The following is a 25,200-nucleotide window of genomic DNA, read 5'->3' as shown; positions in this document are numbered from 1 at the left end:
TTTATGCACTTCTATATACATCAGAAGCCATTTGATACAGAATATAGCTTCTCGCTCCGATCGTTCCCTTTCCTTGCGGAACCATACCAAGCGACTCGTAGTAGGGATTGAGCTTGCGGTTTTGATCCCAGCAATCGAACCTTAAACCTTGCTTGCCTTGTTCCCTGCTGTACCGGGCAGCCCAGTAGATCAGGGCCTTACTGAGCCCAATTCCACGGTACGACGCCCGAACAAGCAGCCGATGCAGATAATGGAAGCTCTCGTCATTCAGCTCTCCCCAATAATCGGGATCACTGCCTTGCAGCGTGAACATTCCTGCCGGCACATCACCATTCATGCACAGAAAAATCTCCCGTTCCCGAAGATAAGTCTGAATCAGTTCTTCAGTGAATTGCTGCGGATACCACTGCTCGATTCCTGCAGCATTCATCCAGGTAGCCGTCTCCACCAGCAAGTCCCTGATTAGCGCCGCATCCTTATCCTCTGCTACACATATCGTAAGATCCATATGTCCGGCTTGAACGCTTCCTACGACTTCATTCATGAGCGCTTCCTCCCTCGGTCGAAGAGGTTTGTTCTTCGCCGGTTTGTTCTTCCGGCTCAGCCAGCGGCAGCTCTACCAGCACGGTTGTGCCTACGCCGAGCTCGCTCTGAAGATCGATATCGCCATGATGCAATTCAACAAGCTGCTGTGTAATCGCAAGGCCTAATCCGGTTCCTCCTCCTTGATGGTTGACCTGAAAGAAACGATCCTTCACCTTGTTCAGATGCTCCTCGCTGATCCCGATCCCGGAATCAACGACCTGAACCAGCACGCGCTTGTCCCCCTTCAAGGATACAACGAGATGTATCCAGCTATTCTCATGGGAGAACTTGATGGCATTATCGACCAGATTCAGAAATACCTGCTTCAGACGGTTCCCATCTCCAACAACAGTGACAGGCTGATCGGTCTCATCCTCCAGCTTGATCTGAATTCCTTTTTGCTCAGCCTTGGCCCATACATTGAGCATGGTCTCCTGCAGCAATTCCTTCAGATTGACGCGTGAAATAACCAGCTTCATTTCATTCTGCTGAAGCTTGGAGAAATCCAGCATCTCTTCTACAAGTCCGATCAGGCGATCCGTTTCTTTCGAGATGATTCCAATCCCCAGCTTCGTCTCCTCCGGATCAAAGCCGCCGATCGTCAACGTCTCGCTCCAGCCCTTGATTCCCGTGAGCGGAGTTCTCAGCTCATGAGAGATCGATGAGATGAAGTCATCCTTGATCTGATTGCTCCGCACGATCTCTTTCGCCATATAGTTCAGTGTCGCTGCCAGTTCGCCAAGCTCATAGGGATATTTGCCCCGGATCCGGATATCGAACCTTCCCTTCGCCATTTGGGCGGATACAGCCCGAATATTGTTAATAGGCTTAACAATCGAATTTGCCAGCCCGATGCTAAATAGGGTAACCAACGCAAGAACCGCCAGACAGACGCCTATCGAGAGTAACGTCAGCTTCATCAGATTAGCATTAATTCCCTCCAGTGAAGTCACGAATCTGACAACAAACCGGTTCTCGCCTCTTTCCATGAGCGGCATGGACACAGCCATGACCATCTCGCCCGTCGAAGGCTGTCTGCCAATCCATTTGCCGACAGAGCCTGCCGATGCCTGAGAGACATCGCTGGTCTGTACGGCCTTGTCAGCCTGGAATGCATTGCTGCTGGCCATCACATCCCCGTTACGGTTCAGGATCATCAGCTCGGTATTATCGAGCTCGAACGTCCGCAGCATTTCCGTGAAATAATCCGGATCCCGGTCGGAGCTGAGCCGGACAAATTTTTGGAAGAAGTCCGAAGCCCAGGTGGAGTGAGTGTACATATGGTTATATACCGTTTCGTAGTAATAAACCCGGATCGCCAGCGAGAAAATAATCTCGACCATGAACAGGGTAACAAAAACCACGATAAAATAATGCATTACAATTTGCCGGCCGATGCCTTTTTTGATCATTGTCCCTCGCCTTTCCATTTATAACCGTGTCCCCACACGGTTTGCAAAAATGCCGGTTCGGAAGGGTTATCCTCAATCTTCTGGCGGAGGCGGCGAATATTGACATCTACGATCTTCGGATCGCCCATATATTCCTTGCCCCACACATGATCAAGCAGCGAATCCCGGCTCAGCGGCGTATTCTCCTGCTCCAAGAAATATTGAATCAACGAAAATTCAGTCGGCGTCAGCTCGATCAAGGCTCCGTTTTTCTTAAATTGCTTGGAGATCAGGTCTAAGGTGAACGGCCCCGAAGTAAAGGTCACCTTCGCACTGCTCTCCCGGTATACGTTCACTCTCCGCAGCAGAGACTGGATTCTTGCAATCAGCTCCGTCGGACTGAACGGCTTGCTGACATGATCATCCGCGCCCACGGATAGTGCATATACCTTGTCCTGCTCCTGAACCTTTGCCGTCAGAAAAATAATCCCGAGCCGTTCATTCGTCTCGCGAATACGCCGACATACTTCGAATCCGTCGATCCCCGGCACCATGACGTCAAGAAGCGCTATGTCAATATCTGGTATGCTCTGCAGCTTGCTCAGGGCATCGTTGCCTTCCGCCGCTTCAATCACTTCAAATCCGTATCGCTTCAAGTTAATCACGATGAAGCTGCGAATGGATTCCTCATCCTCCAAGATTAATACTTTGCTCATGTACGATCCCTCCCTTAATTCGTTGAGCCTGTTCGCTTAATTTCTTTTTCTCCCTTATTCAACTTCACGTCCGTATGGCTCAAGAAGCCGATCACACTATTATTCTCCCGGGACAGCAGCTCCCAATCCTCTTTGTTTCTCTCCCATTCCGATAAAGAGAAGAAACGGATTTCAGCCACGACCTCACCGTTATCCAGCCTTGTAAACCACAGGTGCTCGTTCGTATCCGATTTCGGATCAATCGATACGGTATCCCGCCATTCCACCGGAAGACTGAAATAAAACCTTCCTTCAGGATCCATATACTGCTGCAGGACAAACTTCAACCCGGTGTCCGCATCCCACTGGTAATACGAGAATAACGGAAGATCATCATAAGGTTTGTCTTCCCAGCCCTTAGGCTTCTCTGATCTGCCGACCTCCAGCATGCCGTCATTATTTACGTCGCCGCTGAGAATAGGATAATTTTTAAAGGTCGAGTCCTGTGAAGGCAGCAGATCCACCCATTTGCTATCCTGCATAACAAGCATATGCGAATAGGCATAATGCGAGCCAAAGGAGGCATCCAATACGATCCCCTTCAAATCAGGGGTAATATTGCCGCTGACCGCGTTATAGTATTCCTTGATTGGATCATCCAGTTCAATGTGATCCAGCTCCTTAAAGGTCTCATCGTATTGATAGGTCGTCACCACCGCGCTTTGATCCCGCTTGAGCGTAATAACGGTCAGATCCAGCCTGCCATCCTGATTCAGATCATCCAGCAGGAAATCATAATAAGGCAGGGATACCAGCCTATTAATCTCTTGCCCGTCGTACGTATATACGATGAGTCCTTTCTGCGCATCATCTTCACCGCTGGAGAAGCCCGCAATGATATCGGGTCTTCCATCCCCGGTTATATCCCGGAGCGCAAAGGTCTCCAGCACCTGCCCCTCTCCATCGAACGTCGTCTTCGCCGACCAGGTTCCATTGACATACTCCAGGATCAGTCCATGAATGCGGACAGCCTCATCCGGTGTCTCATAGAACACAATCGCCTCCATGATCCCATCGTTATTGAGGTCAATCGTGCGAATGGAGCTGATATCATTCACGTCCCGGGGACGAATTTTCTGGGCGCCCTTGATCTCCGCATTGATCACACTGATCAAGGATTCCTTGTCCGAGGTCAGCTGCGGGGTCTCCATCAGCGATTTGGGATCCTTGATAATACTGCAGCCGCTAAGCACAATGAGCAACATACTTCCGGCCAATATTGTCAGCCAGCCTTTGAACAACCACTTCACCACATTTCTCATATCAGATCAATTGATCTCTTTTCACTTTCCGTTAATCTCCGGCCGGTTACATCTAGCTCGATTTTTCCGTCTACCAGCCCCCAGATGCGGGAGCAGAAACGTTCGGCAAGCTCGATTGGAAGCGCGGCAATTACGGTTTTGCCTTTATTCTTGCACAAGTCCTGAAGCGTTCCCAGCACATTCTCCGCCGATTTCGGATCCAGACCGATCACCGGCTCATCTGCCGCGATGAAGTCCGCACCATGCACTAAAGCCCGGCAAATCGCGACACGCTGCCGTTCACCGCCGCTCAGCTTGCCTGCCTTCACATGAGCCTTGTCCAATAAGCCGAACTTCTCAAGTTCATCCATAGCCCCCATGTAATCGTCCGATCTGACCATTCCGGTCACGCGGCGAATCCATGAGGTCTGGCCCACCTGCCCGATCAACACATTTTTCAGCGCGGTTTTTTCCGGGTTTAAAGACGGATTTTGCTCCAGATAAGCACATTTGGAACGGTATTTCTGCGACCCCTTGCCCCCGCCGGAAATAATTTTTTTGTCATCCCAGCTATAGTCTCCCCCGGTCCATGGGTCGCGCAAAGCCAAGCATCTCAGCAGCGTACTCTTGCCTCCGCCGCTCGGTCCGACAAGCCCGATCATTTCCCCCTGCTTAAACTGGGTGGTGATTCCGTGCAATACTTCCTTTGTGTTGCCTTCTACACTTAATGTCAAGCGCTCGACATTCATCATAAGTCCGATTCTCCTTTGGTCTGTACAAGCTCTATCTTATAGTTTATTGGAAATAGCCGTGAAAATCCATTACAGCCTATTCATTTTTATACTTTGATTAAAAAAGACCTGACATAAGAGTAGACAAGCTCTCCATCAAAGGGTGATAATGAATATGAATGCTTGTCCTGTGGGAGGTTAAGTCATGTACTATGACGTGAAAATTGACGTTTCATCGGTGTATGAACTTTTGAGTAGCTTTATCATATACACGACGCGAAAATGGGTGAACAACCTGGATGTCGGCCAGGAGTGGATTGATGAGATTGAATCCCGGCTCAGCAAGGAAGAACGCGCAGCCTTTGCTGAGGCTTCCGAGCTTCCGTTCAGCGACTACGACCTGCTGTATGCACTTATTCTGGAACGACAGCCAGAAGCTGATGCGGTGCAATTTCTTGATGACTTGGCTGAGTCGACAGAGGAAGCCCTTCTTTTTAAACTCAATTCCTATGTTCTCACTGTGAATAGTCAGGATATTTCGCGGCTTAAGGGGTATATTCCCCTGCTTCGCATTTGGTATGACCGCTATTTCCGTGAGATTGAACAGCAGTATGAAGCATTACTGCTCGAGGATGCCGAAGAGAAGCGCGCGTTGTTTTACAAAATGGACCCGGGTGCTCTGGTTGAATATGCATCGGCAGGTCTTGTAGTAGAGCCTGGCTTGCCTGTGAATAAGGTTGTACTTTTGCCTTCCATTCATTTTCGGCCAATCAATACTTATTGTTTCTATGAAAGCACACTGGTTATCCAATATCCGCTGGATCTTCCCGAGCTTGATGAAGAAGAGCCGCCGATCTGCCTGCTTCGGTTAACAAGAGCGCTCGCTAGCCCGGAACGGCTTCGCCTGCTCCGCTACATTGCAGATGAGCCTAAATCCATTTTTGAACTGGCCCAAAGCCTGTCCCAATCCAAGGAGTATCTTATGCATCATCTGATGCTGCTGCGTGTTGCAGGACTGCTGCGGATTCATCTGGTTGAGCGGGATACAGAGAAGTTCACGATTCGTCCGGATGGCGCTTCTGAACTGCAAATTTTCCTGGAATCCTATATTCGACTATAATAGCTACATACGGATTGATGCATGGAACAAGGCATCCTGTCTTAACCCGAAGGAGTGACATTATAATGAGCAAGACACTGACACAACAGATTATATTCGATCTCGACGATACGCTCGTGCATTGCAATATATATTTCGATCAAATATTGGATGAATTCACGGAGCTGCTGTCCAGTTGGTTCGCAAGTACCAGAATCACCGATCAAGAGATCCGTGCCAAGCAAATCGAAATCGATGTTGCCGGCGTCGAGCAAATCGGGTTTATCAGCACCCATTTTCCTCAATCCCTGATCGAGACGTACCGCTATTTCTCCCGGCTCCTGGGTCTTGAAGCCGGCTTTGCCCAGGAAGAACAGCTCATGAAGCTCGGAATGAGTGTATACGACCGGGAGATTGAGGCTTATCCGGGCATGACACAGACGTTGAACCTGCTGCGCAGTCAAGGTCATCAGCTCCATCTGTATACTGGCGGAGAGAGTGTTATTCAGCAGCGCAAAATCGATCAAATGCGGCTGACGGACTATTTCGAAGAACGCATCTATATCCGCCGGCATAAGAACGTGGATGCCCTCGAAGAAATTCTCACTTCATGTCCCTTCGACCGGAGCCGCACCTGGATGATCGGCAATAGTCTGCGGACAGATATTATGCCTGCCCTGTCGGCTGGGATTCACTCGATATATATCAAGCGTCCCAACGAATGGTCCTTTAACCTGGTCGAACTTAAGCATGATACCAAGTCTGAAATGTACACCATTTCCGCGCTGGAAGAGATTCCAACGGTCATTGCCAACAAACTGTCGCTGTCTTCCTTTTCTGGCGTAAAGCAATCTGCCGCCGGCAGCAATTAACACAAAATGAGACCTCCTTGATTCTTCTTACGAAGAGTCAAGGAGGTCTTTTATTTGCGTTCACTTAGGAATCAGCATTCTGCAGTTCCAATTTGCCGGTATTGGAATCGTTCAGGACGATTCTTGCCTTGTAAGATTGATCTCCGTCCTTAAAGGCCAGCAGTTGCGTCTGGCCCTTCTCCAGCAATGTCTTCAGCATGGCATGGGAGATTTTCTTGCCGGAAAAATCCTTCCAGATGACGAAACTGCAGCCCTGCTTATAATGAGTACAGCCGTAGCCTTTCTTGCCCTCGATCAGTTGCCCGCCGCAGCCCTGCCGCGGACAGTCCGCGAGCGGCTGCATGCTGCCGGTGCTTGAAGAAGAAGCCGTCGCTGCTTTCGCTTCGCTTTTCTTTTCCGTGGATGTCTTGCGGCCTCCTCTTCCTGCCGCTTTCCCTCTGGATTGTCCGGCACTCTTCTCTTCCCCCGGCTCGAACCGGGAGGCCTCGGCTTTCGGCTGGGTCCTAACCTTATCAATGATGGAGATCGTAAAGCGCTTCACATTGTCCATGAACTTCTCACGGGCCGCCTCACCCTTGGAAATCTGATGCAGCCTGCGCTCCCACTGACCCGTCATTTCCGGCGACGTCAACAGCTCCACGCCAGCATGGCGGATCAACTCAATCGCTGTCCGCCCCTTCTGCGTGACGGTGATCCGCTTGCCCTGCATCGTAATGTAGCCCACCTTTTTGAGACGCTCGATCGTTGCGGCTCGAGTGGCAGGCGTGCCCAGTCCCGCTTCCTTCATGACCTCGCGCAGCTCCTCATTTTCCAGTTGCTTGCCTGCGCTCTCCATGGCCTTTAGCAATGTCCCTTCGGTATAGGCCTTAGGCGGCTGAGTCGCCTTCTCTTTTGCTTCAGCAGCGCTACAAGTTACCGGAGCTGAGGGATCAACCGCAAACGGCTCGCTGACCAGCTCCTCCGCTTCCTCCTCATCCTCCTGCTTCTTTCCGCGTCCGGAGGATTTCGCACCGCTGTCATCATTCGGCATGCACACCTTCCAGCCAAGAGAGAGCAGTTCCTTCACATTGGTCTTGAACATTTCCGATTCCACTTCAGTCCATACCGTATGCTGCTTATACTCAGCCGGCGGATAAAAGTGGGACAAGAAGCGGCGCACGATCAGATCATAGATTTGCTGCTCCTCCTTACCCAATGCCCCGGCACGGCGAAGGGTAGGCAGAATCGCGTGGTGATCCTCCACCTTGGACGGGTTGCAGACCGATCTGTTACCCGTATGCACAAGAGCGGGCCTTCCTTGCTCAGCGAGGTCCCTATAGGCTGTTGATTTCAGCATATGGAGCGCTTTGTGCATGCCTTCAATATTTTGCTCATTTACATAGTTCGAGCTGGTACGCGGATAAGTAATGACCTTATGCTTCTCGTAAAGCGCTTGAGCCAGATCCAGCGTCTTCTTGGCTGAGTACCCAAACTTCGCATTTGCATCCCGCTGCAGCAGGGTCAGATCATATAGCTTATAGGGATATTCTCTCGTATCCTTAACCTCATAATCTGTGATTCTTCCTTGTTTGCCACGCACCTTCTCAGCAATTCCCGCTGCCTTCTCCGCATCGGTCAGGCGCTCCCCTTGCCAGGCTCCTGAATAGACACGGGTATCCTGCTTGAACTCTGCTTTGATCTCATAGTAAGTAAGCGAATCAAAGCTCTCAATCTCTCGCTGCCGATCATAGATTAAGGCCAAGACAGGAGTCTGCACGCGTCCCACCGATAAAAGTGTCCGGTGCTTGGTCGTAAATGCGCGCGATGCATTCATGCCGACAAGCCAATCCGCTTCACTGCGGGCACTGGCTGCCAAGGTCAGATTTTCGAACTCCCTGCCTTCACGCAGCTCGGCGAAGCCCTTGGCAATACTCTCGGCGGTCAGGTCCGAGATCCACAGGCGTTTGACTGGCTGCGTCAGCTTCAGCTGCTGCTGAATCAACGCGAATATGTACTGACCCTCTCTCCCTGCGTCACAGGCATTCACGAGCGCCGAGCATCGTTTAGCCAGCTCGCCGATTATCTTGAGCTGATCCTTGGTGCGCGGGTTCGGAACAATTTTGAATTGCTCGGGGAGGATCGGTAAATCTCCAAAGTTCCATCGTTTGTACTTATCGTCATATGCGTCAGGCTCGGCCAGGCCAAGCAGATGTCCGATGGCCCAAGTTATAATGTACCGCTCACCTTCCAGATAGGATCGATTATTTTTCGCCTTCGGCTCAATGACCGCCGCAATCGTCCTTCCCATATCCGGCTTTTCGGCAATAACCAGTGTCTTCATGATCTCAAGGCCCCTCTTTCTTGCATTCAAATCCTTATAAGGTCAAGAAAAGGGCCACGCCTCTGGCGCAGCCCTGTAGCTGAATCTATTATATCATATTTTGGAATCAGGAGGTAATAGTTGGACTAATGATTCTACTCTCGGGGGCAACGTGTGAAGTATGCTTACGATCGCTGTTGTTCGCGGATTTCTCTGATTGGACCAAGTTCAGGCAAGGGAGAAATCCGCAAACAAAGGCGAACGCTAACGCTTCTTCAGCAAACTTCACACTTATGCCTTTCTCCGTAGTCTCATTGGTCCAACTAATATAAAAGGCATTAGAAGAGAATCCTTAGACTGCTACGCCCTAAAGCAGCTAAAGCCTCAATTCAAATTAGAAGCTCAACTCTTGACATGAAGAACAGTTCCTTTTAAACCGCTTTTTTGGAGGGCAAAAGGGCACAAAGACGATACGAATGTCTCCAAGTCTATGAATACTATAACGAAGAAATAACTGGTTCAAGTGGCATTAGCATTGAACAGGTTTTCTCCCTGTCTTCTTGGGCTATGAGCAAATCCCGCGGGGCTTCATCCACTCTGGCGGGAATGAAAGCTGCCCGCAGGTCGCCCAAGCGAAAAGCGATCAGTACATATTTGCATTCCTTAACTACCATGTTGTTGAACAAAAGTTCATATATAGGGCATAAGTGTGAGGTGTTCTGAAGAAGCGGAGCGTTCGCCTTTGTGAGTAGATTTCAACCTTGGATGGTTTATTTCAATCAAAGAAATCTGCGAACAACAGTGATCGTAAGAACACCTCACACGTTGCCTCTTTATGAACAGTCATTAATAGAGCGGTTAAGCTAGCACGGTTGCACCCATCAGATACTTGTCGACCTCCTTCGCTGCTTCGCGGCCTTCATGAATGGCCCAGACAACAAGGCTCTGCCCGCGTCTCATATCGCCAGCGGCAAACACTTTGTCAACGTTGGTATTATATTTGCCGTAACGCGCCTTCACATTGCTCCGCCGATCGGTTGCAAGCCCCAACTGCTCGGGCAAGGTCTGCTCCGGTCCGTCAAATCCGATGGCGATCAGTGCCAGCTGGGCCGGAAATACGCGCTCGGTTCCCGGGATAGGCTGATAAATCTTCCGGCCGGTCTCATCGACAATCCGCTGAATCTGGATCGTGTGCAACTCCTTCAAATTCCCCTCATCATCGCCGACAAAACGGGTTGTCATGATCGAGAATTCTCTGGGATCGCTGCCGAATAAAGCCTTGGCTTCCTCTTGGGCATAATCCAGTGTGTAGACATTCGGAAACTGCGGCCATGGATTGTTGATCTGATCGCGCTCCAGAGGCGCCATGGCATGGGTTCCAAATTGAGTGATGCTCCGGCAGCCGTGACGAAGCGAGGTTGCTACGCAATCCGATCCGGTATCCCCGCCGCCAATGACGATCACGTCCTTGTCCTCGGCAGACAAATATTGGCCATCCTCCAGTCCGGAATCCAGATAGCTCTTGATCGTTGCGTTCAGAAACGGCATCGCATATTGAACCCCGTTCAAATGGCTGCCCTCTATGTTGAACTCCCGGGGCTTGGTAGCTCCTCCGCATAAGACAACTGCATCATAATCTTCGACAAGCTGCTGGGCAGGGATATCTTTTCCGATTTCCGTATTAGTGACAAAATGAATCCCCTCTGCCGCAAGCAGATCGACTCTGCGCTGAACAATCTGCTTATCCAGCTTCATCGCAGGGATACCGTACATCAGCAGTCCGCCGATTCGGTCAGCCCGCTCATATACGGTGACCTCGTGACCGGCTTTATTCAACTGCGCCGCACAGGCAAGGCCAGCAGGCCCTGAGCCTACGACAGCGACTCTGCGGCCGGTCCGCCGATTCGGCGGCTCCGGTACAATCCAGCCTTCTTCAAATCCCCGGTCAACAATAGCCTGCTCAATATTTTTGATCGTCACAGGCTGTCCGATCAGACCCACCGTACAAGAGCCTTCACAGGGTGCAGGACATACCCGTCCGGTAAATTCGGGAAAATTATTCGTCTTATGCAGGCGTTCCAGCGCATCCTTCCACAGTCCTCTATACACGAGGTTATTCCACTCCGGAATGAGGTTGTGCACCGGACAACCGGATGTTCCCCCTAGCATATCAATACCTGTGTGACAATAAGGAGTGCCGCAATCCATGCAGCGCGAGCCTTGTTTTCTCAGCTCCTCCTCAGACATATGTTTGTGAAACTCCTGCCAATCCTGAACCCGTTCGGACGGGCTTCGGTCGCCGGGAAGCTGTCTGTTGTATTCCATAAATCCAGTTGGTGTAGACATCCATTAATCCCCCATCCGTCTATGTAAAAGTCCCCAAACGATCTTGGAAACTCTCACATTTCAATGTATCTTGATGTTAGCATTCGGGGGATTTGTTATTAATGGATTATTGATACGATATTTTGCACTATTCAGCACTCGAACCAGGGCGTACATACGTCAAAAAGCGGTAATCATAAGGGTTCTTCTCATCACGAATTCCCTCTTCTTCCCCACTGAGCACATAGTCATCATCCCACTGAAAATCCGGGAAGTAAGCATCGCCTTCTACATCCTCATCAATCAGTGTAACCAGCAGGCGATCTGCGTGCTCCAGAAATTGGCGATATACCGCCGCTCCACCGATCACCCACAGCTCTTCCTGCCGGGCCAGCTCCAGAGCTTCGTTCATAGAATGCACCACTTCCGCCCCTGTTGCCATATATTCGGCGTTATGCGTCAGAACGATATTTCTGCGTCCAGGCAGCGGCTTGCTGCCGATCGATTCCCAGGTGCTTCTTCCCATTAGAATCGTCTTACCTGTCGTCTGCGCTTTAAAATACTTCAAGTCTGCCGGAAGCCGCCATGGCAGCTTATTATTACGGCCGATCACTCTATTTCGCGACATGGCCCAAATCAATGTGATTGACAAGCTTACCGCTCCTCTCATACAACCGATTGCTTAAGTGATTCCTATACTGAAACTGCAGCCTTGATCGTCGGATGATACTGATAACCGCTGAATTCAAAGTCTTCATATACATAGTCGAAAATGGACTCCGGCTTCCGCTTGATAATTAACTGCGGCAATGGATACGGCTCACGTTCCAGTTGTGTCTTGACCTGCTCCAGGTGGTTGTTGTAGATATGCACATCTCCGCCGGACCAGATAAAGTCTCCGACCTCCAGATCACATTGCTGGGCCACCATATGCGTCAGCAGCGCATAGCTTGCAATATTGAACGGAAGGCCCAGAAAGGTGTCGACCGAGCGCATCGTCAGCATACAGGACAGCTTGCCGTCCGCTACATAAAATTGAAAGACGAAGTGGCAAGGAGGCAGCTTCATCTTGTCCACCTCGGCCACGTTCCAGGCGCTGACCAAATGCCGGCGCGAGTCAGGATTCTTCTTGATCCCCTCGATTAAATTCGTAATCTGGTCAATCGTCCGGCCGTCAGGAGCTTCCCACGAACGCCACTGGGAGCCGTATACCGGACCCAAATCTCCGTTCTCATCCGCCCATTCATCCCATATTCTTACACCGTTTTCTTTCAAATAAGCAATATTGGTTTCTCCGCTCAGGAACCACAGCAGCTCGTGAATGACCGATTTCAAATGAATCCGTTTGGTGGTCATCAGCGGAAACCCCTGAGACAGATCGAAGCGAAGCTGACGTCCGAATACAGAGATCGTTCCGGTACCGGTCCGGTCTTCCTTCGCTGTTCCGTGATCCAATACATCCTGCAGCAAGTCCAAATAACTTCTCATATCATATGCCCCCGTATCGTTTATAGTTATCTTTATTATGTTCGGAAATAGAGAGCTAATCAATCTATTTTCGCTTCCTACTTATTCTTTCTCCCCATATTGAACACCCTCATCGAAATAAGGAACGCCTTTCTGCTGCTGAATGAGACTGCTTATCCCCTTTTGGTAATAAGGCATCAGCAAATCGGCTCTTGGAAGTTCAATCCATTCCACCTCGGCTACTTCCTCGGGCACATTGGTCCCTAACTGCCCGCCGATAATCTTGGCGTGAAATGTGATAAGCAAATAATGCTTGCTGCTCTCAGGTGTCCGAAGCTCATTAATAGCCGCAACATCCAGCACCTTGATATCAAGTCCCGCCTCTTCCTTCACTTCGCGGATTAAGGCCTCCTGCAGCGTCTCCCCCTGCTCTACCGTTCCGCCGGGAAGTGTCCAAGTATTTCGGCTTCCTGTGTTGTGTACCATCAGAATCCGGCTGCCATCCTCGCTTGGCAAGAGCGCATAGACAATATCAATCCGATTCATATCGATGTCCTCCTCTACCGTGTCGGCTCACTTCCGACCAAACCGCTCGTATGCAAAAAAAGTCGGCCACCCTTTATCGGATGACCGGCCTCTGACAAGCGCTTGAAATTATCCGAATACTCCGATAATACCCGCTAACAGTACAATAATCGCAAAAATCATACGGTAATATACAAATACCTTCATTGGCTTCTTCTGCAGATAGGAAATAAATTTGTTGATGACAGCCAAAGCGACGATAAACGATACCAGAAAACCAACGCCAAGCGAGACAAGCTCCATCGAAGTCATGCTGCCAAACCCGCCGATTTTGATGATCTTAAGCGCACTCATCCCGACCATGACCGGAATAGCAAGGAAGAAGGAAAATTCAGCAGCTGCTACTGTCGTTAATCCGGCAACCCAACCGCCAATGATTGTGGAAGCGGATCGGGACATGCCCGGAATAATGGCCAGGCATTGAAAGGCGCCAATAATAAGTGCCTGTTTCACGGTCACGTTGAGCTCGTCACCTCCGCCTCCGGGCTTATTGTTGCGGAATTTGTTCTCCGCATACAACATCCATAAACCGCCGAAGAAGAGTGAAAATGCCACAACAACCGGAGTGAAGAGATGCTTGTCAGACCAGTCATTCAGCAGAACGCCGAATACGCCGCCCGGAATGCAGGCAATCGCCAGCATCAGCCAAAATCGAAAGCCAGAACGCTGGAAGCCTACCTTTTGAGGGAAGAAATTTACTAGCGTATCTTTGATCTTTTTCCAATAGAGTACAATCACGGCCAATATGGCCCCTAATTGAATGACATAAGTATACATTTCAACATAAGATGGCGTCGTTCCGCTAAAGCTCAGTAGGTTGCTGAAAATGACCAGATGTCCTGTTGAAGACACAGGCAGGAATTCCGTAATCCCTTCGACAATTCCCAGAATAATCGATTTTAATATTGTGAAGATATCTTCCATAGTGTCTAACTCTCCTTTGACCAACTCTTATCCATAGAGCACGAAATAAACATACCTCATTACTTTAACAGCATCGCTTGCTCAAAATCAACTATCTGGACAATTCCCTACTTTTATCCTATGTAATCGAACCATCCATCCATGACTCGGATTTGACATCAATATCGTTATATCGTAATATTGCGATATACAAATATAAAACGGGAGGACAACCGATTGGACAACAACATCAAGCGTTATGAAGAGGCCTCCGAATTGCTCAAGGCGCTCGCGCATCCGGTACGTCTATGTATCGTGAAGGGCCTTCTGGAGAAAAAGGAGTGCAATGTGTCCTATATGCAGGAATGTCTCGGTCTGCCGCAGTCGACGGTATCCCAGCATTTGCAGAAGCTGCGCAGCATGGGCATTGTGGAGACGGAGCGCAACGGACTAGAGGTGCTGTACCATGTCTCGGATACGCGGATCACGCAGCTGGTTGAGCTACTTTTTAAGGAGGAATAGCACATATGGGTAAAAAGATACTTATTGTCGGCGGGGTTGCCGGAGGAGCTTCGGCTGCAGCCCGATTGCGCCGATTGGATGAAGAAGCAGAAATTATTATGTTCGAGCGGGGCTCTTATATTTCGTTCGCCAATTGCGGGCTTCCCTATTATATCGGAGATACGATTCAGGACCGATCCAAGCTTCTGGTTCAGACGCCGGAAGCGATGCACCAGCGCTTCCGGATCGATGTGCGCATTGACAGCGAGGTCATTGCCGTTCATCCGGAGCAAAAGTCGGTCACAGTCAGAAGCAAGAGCCGCGGTGAATACGAAGAGTCCTACGATTCGCTCATTCTGTCTCCCGGAGCAAGTCCCCTTCGGCCTGCCCTTCCTGGGATCGAGAGCCCGCAAATCATGACGCTCCGCAACATTCCGGATACGGACCGGATTAAGCATCATATCGAGGAAAAGGGCATCCGGTCGGCAGCCGTCATCGGCGGAGGATTCATCGGGGTAGAGATGGCCGAAAATCTCCGTGAAATCGGGCTGGAGGTCACGCTTATTGAAGGCGGGCCGCAAATTCTTGCCCCTTTCGATGCCGACATGGCCGGCGCCCTGTCCAAGGAGCTGGAGGCCCAGGGCGTCAAGCTCCTGCTCTCTCACAGTGTGCAAGGCTTTCGGGAGCTTGGCGATAGGACGGAAGTCATGCTGTCCGGCGAATTGACTCTGTCTGCAGAGCTGATCATCCTCGCAATCGGTGTGGCTCCGGATACCAAGTTCCTGCAAGGCAATGGTATCGAGCTCGGTCCCAAGGGACATATCCTGGTTAACGACAAGCTGCAGACCAACCTGCCTGATATTTTTGCAGTGGGCGATGCTATCCAGATTACCGATTTTGTCAGCGGCACACAGACCGCAGTTCCGCTTGCGGGCCCGGCCAACAAGCAAGGCAGAATTGCCGCAGACAATGTATGCGGCCTGGGTACGACGTATAAAGGGACGCAAGGGACCTCCATCATCAAAGTGTTCGGTCTGACAGGGGCAGCCACGGGTCTTAATGAGAGGACGTTGCAGCGGCTGGGCATGCCTTACCAGGTGACTTATGTCCATCCGAATTCACACGCCGCCTATTATCCGGGAGCCGTGCCGATGACCATCAAGCTGCTGTTCAATGACGAAGGGGCTGTTCTCGGAGCTCAAGCGGTTGGCTATGACGGCGTAGACAAACGAATAGACGTCATAGCAACCGTCATCCGTCTCAAGGGAAGCGTGACTGACCTAACCGAGCTGGAGCTGGCCTATGCCCCTCCCTATTCCTCGGCGAAGGATCCGGTAAATATGGCCGGGTACACCGCTGAAAATATTCTCACTGACAAAACTTCGGTGTTCATGCCTGCCGAACTGGAAATGCGAGATCCGGACTCAACGCTGCTTCTCGATGTAAGGTCACCGCTTGAGTATGCGAACGGCCATATTCCGGGCTCCCTCAATATATCTGTCGATGATTTGCGGGAAAGAATATCTGAACTTGATTCCGGCAAAGAAATATGGGTGTATTGCCAGGTTGGCCTGCGCGGCTATACCGCTTCCAGCATCCTTCGGCAGCACGGCTTCCGCGTCCGTAATCTGACCGGCGGATACAAGAGCTATCTCATGAGCCGGTACGCCCCAAAGCCATATTATCCATCCGCTGACGCTGAGTTGGAGACAGCAGCGGCAGCGGTTGAGCCGGCTTCCGCCTCCACTTCGGAGCGCAAAGAGCGTCTGTCCGCAGATACGATTACTGCCGACGCTGTGCTGGATGCCTGCGGATTATGCTGCCCCGGCCCGCTTATTCAGGTCAAGCAATCGATGGACCAGTTGAAGCCGGGTCAAGTACTGCACATAACCGCTACCGATCCGGGATTCTATGAGGATATTGCCTCCTGGGCCAAAATGTCGCAGCATCAGGCGCTTCAGATCAACAAGTTGCCCGCAGGGAAAATTGAAGCCTATGTGAGGAAGGGCGACCCTGCCGACCAGGGATCCGTTGGTAAACAGACCTCAACATCCACGGGCACGGAGGGTACGTCCATGGTCGTATTCAGCGGCGATTTAGACAAAGCGATCGCCTCCTTCATCATTGCAAACGGCGCTGCGGCCAGCGGTAAAAAAGTGACCATGTTCTTCACCTTCTGGGGATTGAACGTAATCCGTAAGCCGGAGAAGGTACAGGTCAAAAAAAATCTGATCGGAAAAATGTTTGGCAAGATGATGCCGCGCGGAAGCCGCAAGCTAAGCCTCTCAAAAATGAACATGATGGGGATAGGCGCGAAGATGATCCGGGGCGTCATGAAAAGCGGCAACATTGCGTCCTTGGAGGAGCTGATGCAATCTGCGCTTGACCAGGACGTTGAACTTGTTGCCTGCCAAATGTCGATGGACGTTATGGGCATCCGGCAGGAAGAGCTGATTGACGGCATTAAAATCGGCGGCGTAGGCTACTATCTCGGTAAAGCCGACCAATCGGGCATTAATCTATTCATCTAAATATTCCGCGGCAAGTTGAACTGATGACTGACACTGAGTAGTAACGCGTAAATGTTATATGGAATGAAAAGCGGCAAGCTCAGAAAAATACTGAACTTGCCGCTTTATTTATTAATTAACCGCCTTGTTATCCGCTTCCGCCAATTCCTTTGATTCAACAAGTTCAAACATTTCTCCGTTAAAGCTGTATACTTTCAGCGTTGTTTGTGGCGGTTCTTTCTGCGTAACGTCATCGTCCTCCAACTTGACTACCGTCTCCCAATTGTACAACCAGCCATCAATGACTTGATAGCTTCCAGCCAATAGAGAATGGCTCCCTGCGATCATCGCATTCCTTCCCTTTAACCAGCCGTTCCAGACTTCCTTGAACTCTCCGTTATCCAGATGCCATAAGTGGGCCTCATACACATCCACTCCGGTTCCCCCGGTACGATCGACCGTCTCGAAGATCATCTTCAATTCCACGTCTTTCACCATGCCGGGATGAAGCTGTTCTACCTTCCAATCTTTCTCTGCGATCAACTTGTATTCTCCGTCCGCACCAGAATCAAAAATAAAGAATTGACCCAGATGGACTCCGCCGTCAATACCCGCGATGATTTCCAGCTCGCTGTCCGTGTCTAGTTGCACCTCGACATACGACAGTCCCTCCAAATAATATTCCTCTCTTTGGCCCTGCTCAACAATCCACTTTGCAATTTGGTCCTTTAACGGCAATTCTGCTTGTGCGAGGGCAGTGGGATCTTCATTAATAACCTGCCGCTCTGTAAGGGAATGTGCTCCGGTCGAGTTGGCATTGAAGTGATTGGATGCTAAAACTCCCAGCAATAACAGTATGAGACCAGCAATGAATGTAATCGTCTTCTTTTTCATTGTTCGGGGCACCTCGTATCGGATTTGAGCTCGTATACTCCCATTGTAACAGAACTTGTTTTCCAAGAAATGAAAAGTTTGTTAAAAATACAATGAAGTTAGAAAACAGCGGCTCGACCGAGGCTTGTCTGACTGTTACAAACAAAGGAAGAAGGTGAAAGCCACCCTCTTCCTTCTGATTTTTGATGATTATTTTTCATTCTCAACATGCGTTAGTCAGCTCATAATTTACACTTAATTTACACTATTAAGGATCGGCCTTAAACCAGCTTCTGGCCGCAATTCGAGCAGAAATTAGCGCCTTCGTTCTTTGCGCCGCAGTTCGGACAGAAATTCGGCTTTTGGCCGCCCCCTTGAGCCGGAGAGCCGGAATTCGAGGATTGATTGCCGGAAGAAGACGGATTCTGATTCATGTTCTTCATCATCTCCCCTGCGAGATTCATTCCCATCATCATTCCAGCCATGTCGCCGGCAACACCGCCGCCCTTTACTTTACCTGAAGCGATTCCGTCCGTCATGCTTACCTGCTGGTATTTTTGCAGGTTGCCGATCATTTCATGCGACGCTGTCTTGGTGATCATATCCTGGATTTCCTTTGGATAGTTAAAGCTCATCACCTGGAAGCCGGTAATCGAGATACCGTTGTTAAGCACCTCCATATCCAGATCCTCGCGAATCCCCTTCGCAATGTCAGAAGCATTTGCCTGAAGATTGAACATATCCTTGCCTTCCCGGCTAATCCATTTCATCAGCAACTGATCGAGCACCGAAGTAATTCGGATTTTGACATCCTCAACCAGATAACTGTTGCGAATACCGGCGATTTTGTCGATCAGCGTTACATAATCAGTGACCTGGAAGGTAAAGGTACCGTTAGCGCGAATCGGCATCCCTCCAGGAAGCTGAGGCGTCGGGATGAGCACCGGATTTTGCGTTCCCCATTTCACCGTAAATTCCTTCGTATTCACGAAGAGAACTTCCACTCTCATCCCGCTGTTGAATCCGAATTTGAAGCCCTTCAGCGTGGAAAGGAACGGAATAATATCCGAATCGATATTGTACTCGCCATCGTCCTTGAAAATCCCCTCGATCTTGCCATTATTCACGAAGATTGCATCCTGACCCGAGCGGATGATCAGCTTACTTCCCTTCTTTATTTCACGGTTGCTCCATTTCCAAAAAATCATATCCTCACGGAACTCTTCCCATTCCACTACATTGGCAAACTGATTCTTAAAAAATCCCATGCTCATCCATCCTCTCTAAAATGATCCTCTGCTGCCGCTGTGACTGTGTCCTCCGCCTGTTCTGCCTCCGCCGCCTCCCCCGCCACTGTTGGTGTTGCGCTCAATTTTACGTTTGGAGACCGTAGTACGGATATATTGATCCTTCCTGGATACCACGCCGGAATTTCTGGAGTCTTCATAAGTAAACCGGTTCACCGTTACGCGTCCTCCCGCGTTCGCTGCCATGATGCCTACGGCAATACCGCCCACTGCCAGCGATACGATCAACTGGAACCAGCCGTTGGAAATAATAGATTCTTCATCATCGTCCGAAGCAGGTGTATAGTCAGTCCGAGGAACGCCTGGGCTGGAGATTCCCGAGCTGCCGCTGCCCGGATCGTATGCAGGCGCCGGCTCGATTCCCATGAACTCATTCGCTTTATCTAAAAACTTCGTAAATGCCTGCTCGTAGTTCCCAGCTGACAAAGAAGGAGTGATCAAATCACGGATTTGATCAGCCCGTTCATTGTTCACGTATTCCATCCCTTTATAGAACCCGGACACATACAGTTCACGGTTGTTCATGTCCAACGTCAGCATCACCACACTGACATTGCGCACATCGGAATTCAATTCATAATCATCGTAAAAATCACCCATCAAAACCTGAACATCCGTTCCAGCAGGGTTATTGGAAGTATAAACAATAAAGTCCGTGTCCCATCTTTGGCTGTATTCATTAGCACGCTGATTTAATGTTTCAGTCTGGCTGCTGCTTAACAGTCCTGCCTCATCATAGATTAACTGCCTCGTCTCATCCACGCTCGATGCGTTAATCGTCTGAAGCGGGACGAGCAGCAAGATACCGATCCAGATGGAGAGCATCCGCATCGCCCATTTGTTATTCATCACAGGAACCCACCTCCCATGCTCAAGGAGATCAGCTTCAAAATCAACAGCGTGCCGGCAGAGATGCCTGCGAACCAGGAGAAGATCTTGAGCTTGCTAAGCGGCGGTTTGCCAACCACCTTACCGGTCTGCCCGTTCATCGCAAACATATGCTCCTGCCGATTGTAATCATAAGTAAGAATCCATACCGGCAGCAGCACATATCTTGCACTTGCATGCGTCGTAGTAATGTGCTGATTCGAGTAATTCATAGTCGTGTATCCGGTGACTGATGCCTGAATAGCTGATCTAATGTAACCGGCAACCTTGTCCTTCGCCCGGGGAAGCAACTGCCTGTCACTCTGACTGTATTTCTCAGCCATATAGCCCGATAAATAAGGCGTCTTGAATTCCTTGAGATGCTCATAATGAAACGGCTCTAGTTTATCCATCAGGGTATCGTCCATTTTCTCCGCAGCATCCACCGGAACCTTGACATAATTGAGCTTCAGTCTGCGATAGACATCATAGTATTCGGTCTCGGTAATATGATAATCGCCGCGCGTATACGATCTTACCTTGGTTCCTTCTCCGTAAACCTGAGCATCATGGTGAAGATCGTACAGCCAGAAAGGAACATAGATCCCTGTAATCTCCTTAATCCGGTCCGCGGTCATAAAGCCGCTGGGGGTCAACAATCCCCGCTTGCACCATTTGCGGAAGGCCTGTATGGCTTCTTGTTCCGTTACCGTAAATGGGATGACCATAGATGGCGCAAGCTGACCGCTCAGCCGGTCACCCAGCACCACCGGAGAGCCGCAGAAGCTGCATATGGTTGCCGAAGTATCTTTGTTCGTAATCAATACCGCACCGCAGCTCGTACATTGATATTCAATAGCTTCATCCTTTTCAAATACCTGCTGTGCTATCGGATCAAGCCTCTCCTCGATATTGTCTTGACGGCCGCAGCTCTCGCAGGTCAGCATCCCGCTGTCGCCGTCAAACTTCATATTGCCCCCGCAGTTGGGACATTTATACTCAATTACCGGCATTACATACTCACCCCGTTATGTTCAGCAGCAAGCTGCCTAATTGTTCTGTTTGTCTTTCAGAGCTGCCAGTTCCTCCTGCGGAGTGCGTGTCTCAGCATTGCTTAAGCCCATACTTTCCTCCCAAGCTCTGAATTCCTCATCAAAATCCTTCGGGCCCGCCTTTAATTCAGCCAGGGCTAGCGCTTCATTCAAGGCCTGATCAGCCTTCGCCTCCAGCTCGTCAAAGGAGGCCTTGCCCTTCTGCTGCTCCCGGTTTAACTTCTCCACTTCAGACAGCTTTTCCTTCAACTCCTGATTTTTAGCTTCCAGCTTCGTAAGATCAGAAGCAAGCTTCAACTGCATTTGCTTTAACTTTAATGGTTGTTCTGCCGCCTGTCTGTAAGCAGCTTCAAGCTGAGCCAGCTTGCCGCTTAGCTGCTTCTTTTTCTCTAGAAATCCAAGGGCACGCTGTTCCTCGCCAGCTTCCACGGACTTTTCAGCATAGCGCTGAAGCTTGCTGATTTCGGCCTGGCATTCCTCCAAGGCGCGTCTGGAGCGCTGCTCCTCGGCCTCTGCAGCTGCTGTCTCAGCCTTCAGTGCACCCAGATCCATCTGGAGAGTCCGCAGATATTCCTTCACCGCTTGCTCAGGCTGCTTCGACGACTCCAGCAAAGAGCGAATATTGACACTCATAATCTCTGTAAATCTTGATATAATTCCGATCGTAATCTCCCCCTATTCCCCTCCGGATTTTTCACCTATGTAAATAATACTCCATTTTGCAGGTCAGGGTTTCATAAACATTCTAGCGGGTGCCAAAAAAAGAGGGCAAGACCACAAAATCGGTCCTGCCCTATCCATATCCTTAGGAGTAAAACGTAAAGACGGTCATTCAAAGTGAACGAATATTAACGGGAAATGACGTGAATTGGATGACCTTCGACCAATTCAGCAGCTTCCATCACGATTTCGCCAAGTGTAGGATGCGCATGAATCGTGAGGGAAATATCTTCAAGTGTCGCACCCATCTCAATAGCAAGCCCAAGCTCGGCAATCAGGTTGGATGCCTCGATACCGACGATTTGTGCCCCGAGAACAACCTCGTTCTCTTCATTAGCTACGATCTTGATGAAGCCTTCAGGCTGGTTCAGGGACGTTGCACGGCCATTACCCGCAAATGGGAACTTGCCGGATTTTACCTTGAAGCCTTGCTCCTTTGCTTCCTTCTCGGTAAGACCTACGCTGGAGCATTCAGGATCTGTGAACACAACCGCAGGCATTCCTTTGTAGTCTACCACGGAAGGCAGACCAGAGATAACTTCTGCAGCAACTTTACCTTCATAAGAAGCTTTGTGCGCAAGAGCAAGCCCAGGAACGATATCGCCAATCGCGAAGATCTGCGGATTGCTAGTGCGTCCTTGATGGTCAACTTTGACCAGACCACGTTCGGTCAGTTCCACACCTGCAAGATCCAGACCCAGGTCTCCGTCCGTATTCGGACGACGACCAACAGTTACAAGCAGGTAGTCTGCAGTTACTTCTTTATTTTCACCATTCACGGAATATTTCACAGTAACGCTCTTATCGGTTTGTTCTGCACTTTCCGCTTTGGCATTTGTTACGATTTCAACGCCAGTCTTCTCCATGCTCTTCGCAACCAGGCGAGTCATATCCTTGTCAAAGCCAGGAAGAACAGTGTCCATTCCTTCGATGATCGTTACCTTGGTTCCGAACTTGGAGAACATTTGACCAAGCTCTGCGCCGATGTAGCCACCGCCGATTACAACGAGGCTGCCTGGAACTTCTTGAAGCTCAAGCGCTTCAGTCGAGGACAGGATACGTCCGCCGAACGGGAATGGCTTCAATTCAATCGGACGAGAGCCAGTAGCCAGGATGCAATGCTTGAAACGGTAACGCGGGGATTCATGATCGTTGAATGCGCGCGCTTCGCTCTCATTGATGAACATCACTTCACCGCTGAACACTTCAATCTTGTTGCCTTTAAGCAGACCCGTTACGCCTTGAGTCATTTTCTTAACGACACCGCTCTTGAATTCTTGAGTCTTCTTGAAGTCAACCTTTACATTTTCAGCCGTAATCCCGAAAGCTTCGCCATGAAGGGCTGCCTCAAATTGATGAGCAGCAGCGATCAGAGCCTTCGATGGGATACATCCGCGGTTCAAGCACACGCCGCCGAGTTCTGATTTATCGACGATGACAACCTTTTGGCCCAGCTGGGCGGCACGAATGGCCGCCACATATCCGCCGGGACCGGCGCCTACGACTAGGGTATCAATATCTAAAGAAGCGTCTCCTACTACCATGTTGTTATACCTCCATTACGAGCAGCTCTGGGTTGCCGAGCAGCTGTTTGATATAGTTCATGAAGTTTTGTGCCGTTGCACCGTCGATGAGGCGATGGTCAAAGCTGAGCGACAACGCCATTACAGGAGCCACTACAACCTCGCCGTTTCTCACAACAGGCTTTTCACTAATACGGCCCGTACCAAGGATAGCTACCTCAGGGTAGTTAATGATTGGTGTGAAGAACATACCGCCCGCAGAACCGATATTCGAGATCGAAATCGTGCTGCCCTTCATTTCATTAGCAGAGAGCTTGCCATCGCGGCCCCGTGCTGCCAGATCACTGATGGCTTCGGCGATCATCCAGATGCTCTTGCGGTCTGCCGATTTGATTACCGGAACGATCAAGCCGTTGTCGGTATCTGTAGCAATCCCGATATCATAGTGCTTCTTGTATACAATTTCGTTGTTCACTTCATCAATCGAAGCGTTAAGTGCAGGGAATTTACGGGATGCAGCTACCAGAGCCTTAACGATAAATGGCAGGTAAGTTACCTTGATGCCCTTCTTCTCGGCAACCGGCTTCATCCGTGTGCGGAAGGCTACCAGCTCGGTTACGTCCACTTCGTCCATGATCGTAACGTGAGGAGCTGTATATGCCGATTTAACCATCGCATTGGAAATCGCCTTGCGGATGCCCTTGAACGGTACGCGTTCTTCTTCCAGATCAGCGCTGCTTGAAGCCGCAGAAGCCGCTGCAGGTGCGCTAACCGATTCTTCGGATGCCTGGGAAGCTACGGCCGCCGGTGCAGCAGAAGTGCCGCCGCTCTTGAATGCATCTACGTCCTCGCGAGTCACTTTACCAGCTTTGCCGCTGCCCGTCACTTGTGCAATATCAATACCTTGCTCGCGAGCATATTTGCGTACGCTCGGTGTTGCAAGAACTTCATGGCTAGGGGCTGCCGGTGCAGCAGTACCATTTGCTGCGCCCTCTTTGGCATCAGCAGGACTGGAGGCTGCCGGAGAAGAAGCCGTATCCGCTCCGCCCTTCGCCGAATCGGCTTCTTGGGCTTGTGCTTCTTCATGTGCCGGCTCTTGCTCAGGGATGTCGCCTTCCGCATCAATTACAGCCACAACTTGGCCTACGCGGAAGATCGCGCCGTCAGTACCGAATACTTCAAGCACCGTACCATTGACTGGGCAAGGCACCTCAACGACAGCCTTGTCGTTCTGAACCTCCATTACGATATCTTCGTCAGTTACTTTGTCGCCGGCTTTGATATGCATTTTAATAATTTCGCCTTCATGCAATCCTTCGCCGAGCTCAGGGAAGCGATATTCAAATTTAGCCACCTGGAAGACCTCCTGTTTCAATTTAGGATAGTTATAGTACGTGTTCGAAAAGTCAGATTTTCAGCACCGAGAAGGTTGTGAGAACCCGAAGAAGGAGGAACGGAGTGTAGGCAAAACCTACATGAGCAAAATGCTTCTAAAGGAAGCATACCTCGTAAGCATCCGCTCGGACTTCTAGGGTGAGCGCAAGATTCGATGTCGAATTAACCTCATAAATTACTTCGTGATCAAAAGATGACT

22 protein-coding genes are annotated in these 25,200 nt (G+C 50.1%); 4 read left to right on the top strand and 18 right to left on the bottom strand.

From position 1 onward, the window contains the following. Position 1: 1 nt before the first annotated feature. Genes KQJ23_RS11940 through KQJ23_RS11920 form a run of 5 tightly spaced genes read right to left on the bottom strand, consistent with a single transcriptional unit; the run spans position 2 to position 4,724 of the window. Entirely contained in the window at positions 2 to 544 is a 543-nt protein-coding gene (locus tag KQJ23_RS11940; RefSeq protein ID WP_216479108.1) for a GNAT family N-acetyltransferase, read from the bottom strand. Then, positions 537 to 1,997 carry a sensor histidine kinase gene (locus KQJ23_RS11935; protein WP_216479107.1) on the bottom strand — a complete coding sequence of 487 codons (1,461 nt, stop codon included), beginning with the start codon at positions 1,995 to 1,997 and terminating at the stop codon, positions 537 to 539. The genes KQJ23_RS11940 and KQJ23_RS11935 overlap by 8 nt, the downstream gene beginning before the upstream one ends. Further along, a complete protein-coding gene (locus KQJ23_RS11930) occupies positions 1,994 to 2,692 on the bottom strand; it encodes a response regulator transcription factor (protein WP_216479106.1) in 699 nt (232 codons plus the stop codon). The genes KQJ23_RS11935 and KQJ23_RS11930 overlap by 4 nt, the downstream gene beginning before the upstream one ends. Before the next feature lie 14 nt (positions 2,693 to 2,706). Then, a complete protein-coding gene (locus KQJ23_RS11925; RefSeq protein ID WP_216479105.1) occupies positions 2,707 to 3,993 on the bottom strand; it encodes an FG-GAP repeat domain-containing protein in 1,287 nt (428 codons plus the stop codon). Further along, on the bottom strand, positions 3,990 to 4,724 hold the full coding sequence (locus KQJ23_RS11920; RefSeq protein WP_216479104.1) for a phosphonate ABC transporter ATP-binding protein: 735 nt from the start codon (positions 4,722 to 4,724) through the stop codon (positions 3,990 to 3,992). Before KQJ23_RS11920 ends, KQJ23_RS11925 begins: the two co-directional genes overlap by 4 nt. Positions 4,725 to 4,908: 184 nt before the next feature. Between KQJ23_RS11920 and KQJ23_RS11915 the strand changes: the two genes are divergently transcribed. Together KQJ23_RS11915 and KQJ23_RS11910 are read left to right on the top strand one after the other, a co-directional pair. After that, the gene (locus KQJ23_RS11915; protein WP_216479103.1) at positions 4,909 to 5,823 is read left to right on the top strand and encodes an ArsR family transcriptional regulator; all 915 of its coding nucleotides are present in this window, start codon (positions 4,909 to 4,911) and stop codon (positions 5,821 to 5,823) included. A gap of 65 nt (positions 5,824 to 5,888) precedes the next feature. Then, entirely contained in the window at positions 5,889 to 6,674 is a 786-nt protein-coding gene (locus tag KQJ23_RS11910) for an HAD family hydrolase (protein WP_216479102.1), read from the top strand. Positions 6,675 to 6,738: 64 nt separating this feature from the next. Here the strand turns inward: KQJ23_RS11910 and KQJ23_RS11905 are convergent, their stop codons facing one another. From KQJ23_RS11905 to KQJ23_RS11880, 6 genes are all read right to left on the bottom strand, one after another. After that, positions 6,739 to 8,994, bottom strand: coding sequence for a type IA DNA topoisomerase (locus tag KQJ23_RS11905; protein WP_216479101.1), 2,256 nt, complete (start codon positions 8,992 to 8,994; stop codon positions 6,739 to 6,741). A gap of 837 nt (positions 8,995 to 9,831) precedes the next feature. Then, positions 9,832 to 11,319, bottom strand: a complete 1,488-nt coding sequence (locus tag KQJ23_RS11900) for a glutamate synthase subunit beta (RefSeq protein WP_216479100.1) — start codon at positions 11,317 to 11,319, stop codon at positions 9,832 to 9,834. A 127-nt stretch (positions 11,320 to 11,446) separates the two neighbouring features. Next, positions 11,447 to 11,950: a dihydrofolate reductase gene (locus tag KQJ23_RS11895; RefSeq protein WP_216479099.1), complete on the bottom strand. Its 504-nt coding sequence runs from the start codon at positions 11,948 to 11,950 to the stop codon at positions 11,447 to 11,449. A gap of 41 nt (positions 11,951 to 11,991) precedes the next feature. After that, the gene (thyA, locus tag KQJ23_RS11890; RefSeq protein WP_216479098.1) at positions 11,992 to 12,786 is read right to left on the bottom strand and encodes a thymidylate synthase; all 795 of its coding nucleotides are present in this window, start codon (positions 12,784 to 12,786) and stop codon (positions 11,992 to 11,994) included. Positions 12,787 to 12,867: 81 nt separating this feature from the next. Further along, on the bottom strand, positions 12,868 to 13,311 hold the full coding sequence (locus KQJ23_RS11885) for an NUDIX hydrolase (RefSeq protein WP_216479097.1): 444 nt from the start codon (positions 13,309 to 13,311) through the stop codon (positions 12,868 to 12,870). Between the two features lie 108 nt (positions 13,312 to 13,419). After that, on the bottom strand, positions 13,420 to 14,274 hold the full coding sequence (locus KQJ23_RS11880; RefSeq protein ID WP_216479096.1) for an undecaprenyl-diphosphate phosphatase: 855 nt from the start codon (positions 14,272 to 14,274) through the stop codon (positions 13,420 to 13,422). Positions 14,275 to 14,490: 216 nt separating this feature from the next. Between KQJ23_RS11880 and KQJ23_RS11875 the strand changes: the two genes are divergently transcribed. Both KQJ23_RS11875 and KQJ23_RS11870 read left to right on the top strand, forming a co-directional pair. After that, positions 14,491 to 14,775, top strand: coding sequence for an ArsR/SmtB family transcription factor (locus KQJ23_RS11875; RefSeq protein ID WP_216479095.1), 285 nt, complete (start codon positions 14,491 to 14,493; stop codon positions 14,773 to 14,775). A gap of 5 nt (positions 14,776 to 14,780) precedes the next feature. Then, positions 14,781 to 17,285 carry a DsrE/DsrF/DrsH-like family protein gene (locus KQJ23_RS11870; RefSeq protein WP_216479094.1) on the top strand — a complete coding sequence of 835 codons (2,505 nt, stop codon included), beginning with the start codon at positions 14,781 to 14,783 and terminating at the stop codon, positions 17,283 to 17,285. Between the two features lie 111 nt (positions 17,286 to 17,396). Here KQJ23_RS11870 and KQJ23_RS11865 read toward each other — a convergent pair whose 3' ends face one another. From KQJ23_RS11865 to KQJ23_RS11835, 7 genes are all read right to left on the bottom strand, one after another. Next, positions 17,397 to 18,158 carry a hypothetical protein gene (locus KQJ23_RS11865; RefSeq protein ID WP_216479093.1) on the bottom strand — a complete coding sequence of 254 codons (762 nt, stop codon included), beginning with the start codon at positions 18,156 to 18,158 and terminating at the stop codon, positions 17,397 to 17,399. A gap of 260 nt (positions 18,159 to 18,418) precedes the next feature. Next, entirely contained in the window at positions 18,419 to 19,405 is a 987-nt protein-coding gene (locus KQJ23_RS11860; protein WP_216479092.1) for an SPFH domain-containing protein, read from the bottom strand. A 15-nt stretch (positions 19,406 to 19,420) separates the two neighbouring features. Then, positions 19,421 to 20,293 carry a TPM domain-containing protein gene (locus KQJ23_RS11855; RefSeq protein WP_249529704.1) on the bottom strand — a complete coding sequence of 291 codons (873 nt, stop codon included), beginning with the start codon at positions 20,291 to 20,293 and terminating at the stop codon, positions 19,421 to 19,423. Then, positions 20,293 to 21,324: a TFIIB-type zinc ribbon-containing protein gene (locus tag KQJ23_RS11850; RefSeq protein WP_216479091.1), complete on the bottom strand. Its 1,032-nt coding sequence runs from the start codon at positions 21,322 to 21,324 to the stop codon at positions 20,293 to 20,295. The genes KQJ23_RS11855 and KQJ23_RS11850 overlap by 1 nt, the downstream gene beginning before the upstream one ends. 36 nt (positions 21,325 to 21,360) lie before the next feature. Continuing rightward, positions 21,361 to 22,017 carry a PspA/IM30 family protein gene (locus KQJ23_RS11845; RefSeq protein WP_346779390.1) on the bottom strand — a complete coding sequence of 219 codons (657 nt, stop codon included), beginning with the start codon at positions 22,015 to 22,017 and terminating at the stop codon, positions 21,361 to 21,363. A gap of 194 nt (positions 22,018 to 22,211) precedes the next feature. After that, positions 22,212 to 23,627: a dihydrolipoyl dehydrogenase gene (gene lpdA, locus KQJ23_RS11840; RefSeq protein ID WP_216479090.1), complete on the bottom strand. Its 1,416-nt coding sequence runs from the start codon at positions 23,625 to 23,627 to the stop codon at positions 22,212 to 22,214. Positions 23,628 to 23,631: 4 nt separating this feature from the next. Then, positions 23,632 to 24,960, bottom strand: coding sequence for a dihydrolipoamide acetyltransferase family protein (locus KQJ23_RS11835; RefSeq protein WP_216479089.1), 1,329 nt, complete (start codon positions 24,958 to 24,960; stop codon positions 23,632 to 23,634). Positions 24,961 to 25,200 lie beyond the last annotated feature (240 nt).

Origin of the sequence: Paenibacillus brevis (assembly GCF_018919145.1) — a bacterium.
Taxonomy (GTDB): domain Bacteria; phylum Bacillota; class Bacilli; order Paenibacillales; family Paenibacillaceae; genus Fontibacillus; species Fontibacillus brevis.
The sequence above is the reverse complement of the archived record's forward strand: the minus strand, read 5'-3'. Positions and strand labels throughout refer to the sequence as shown.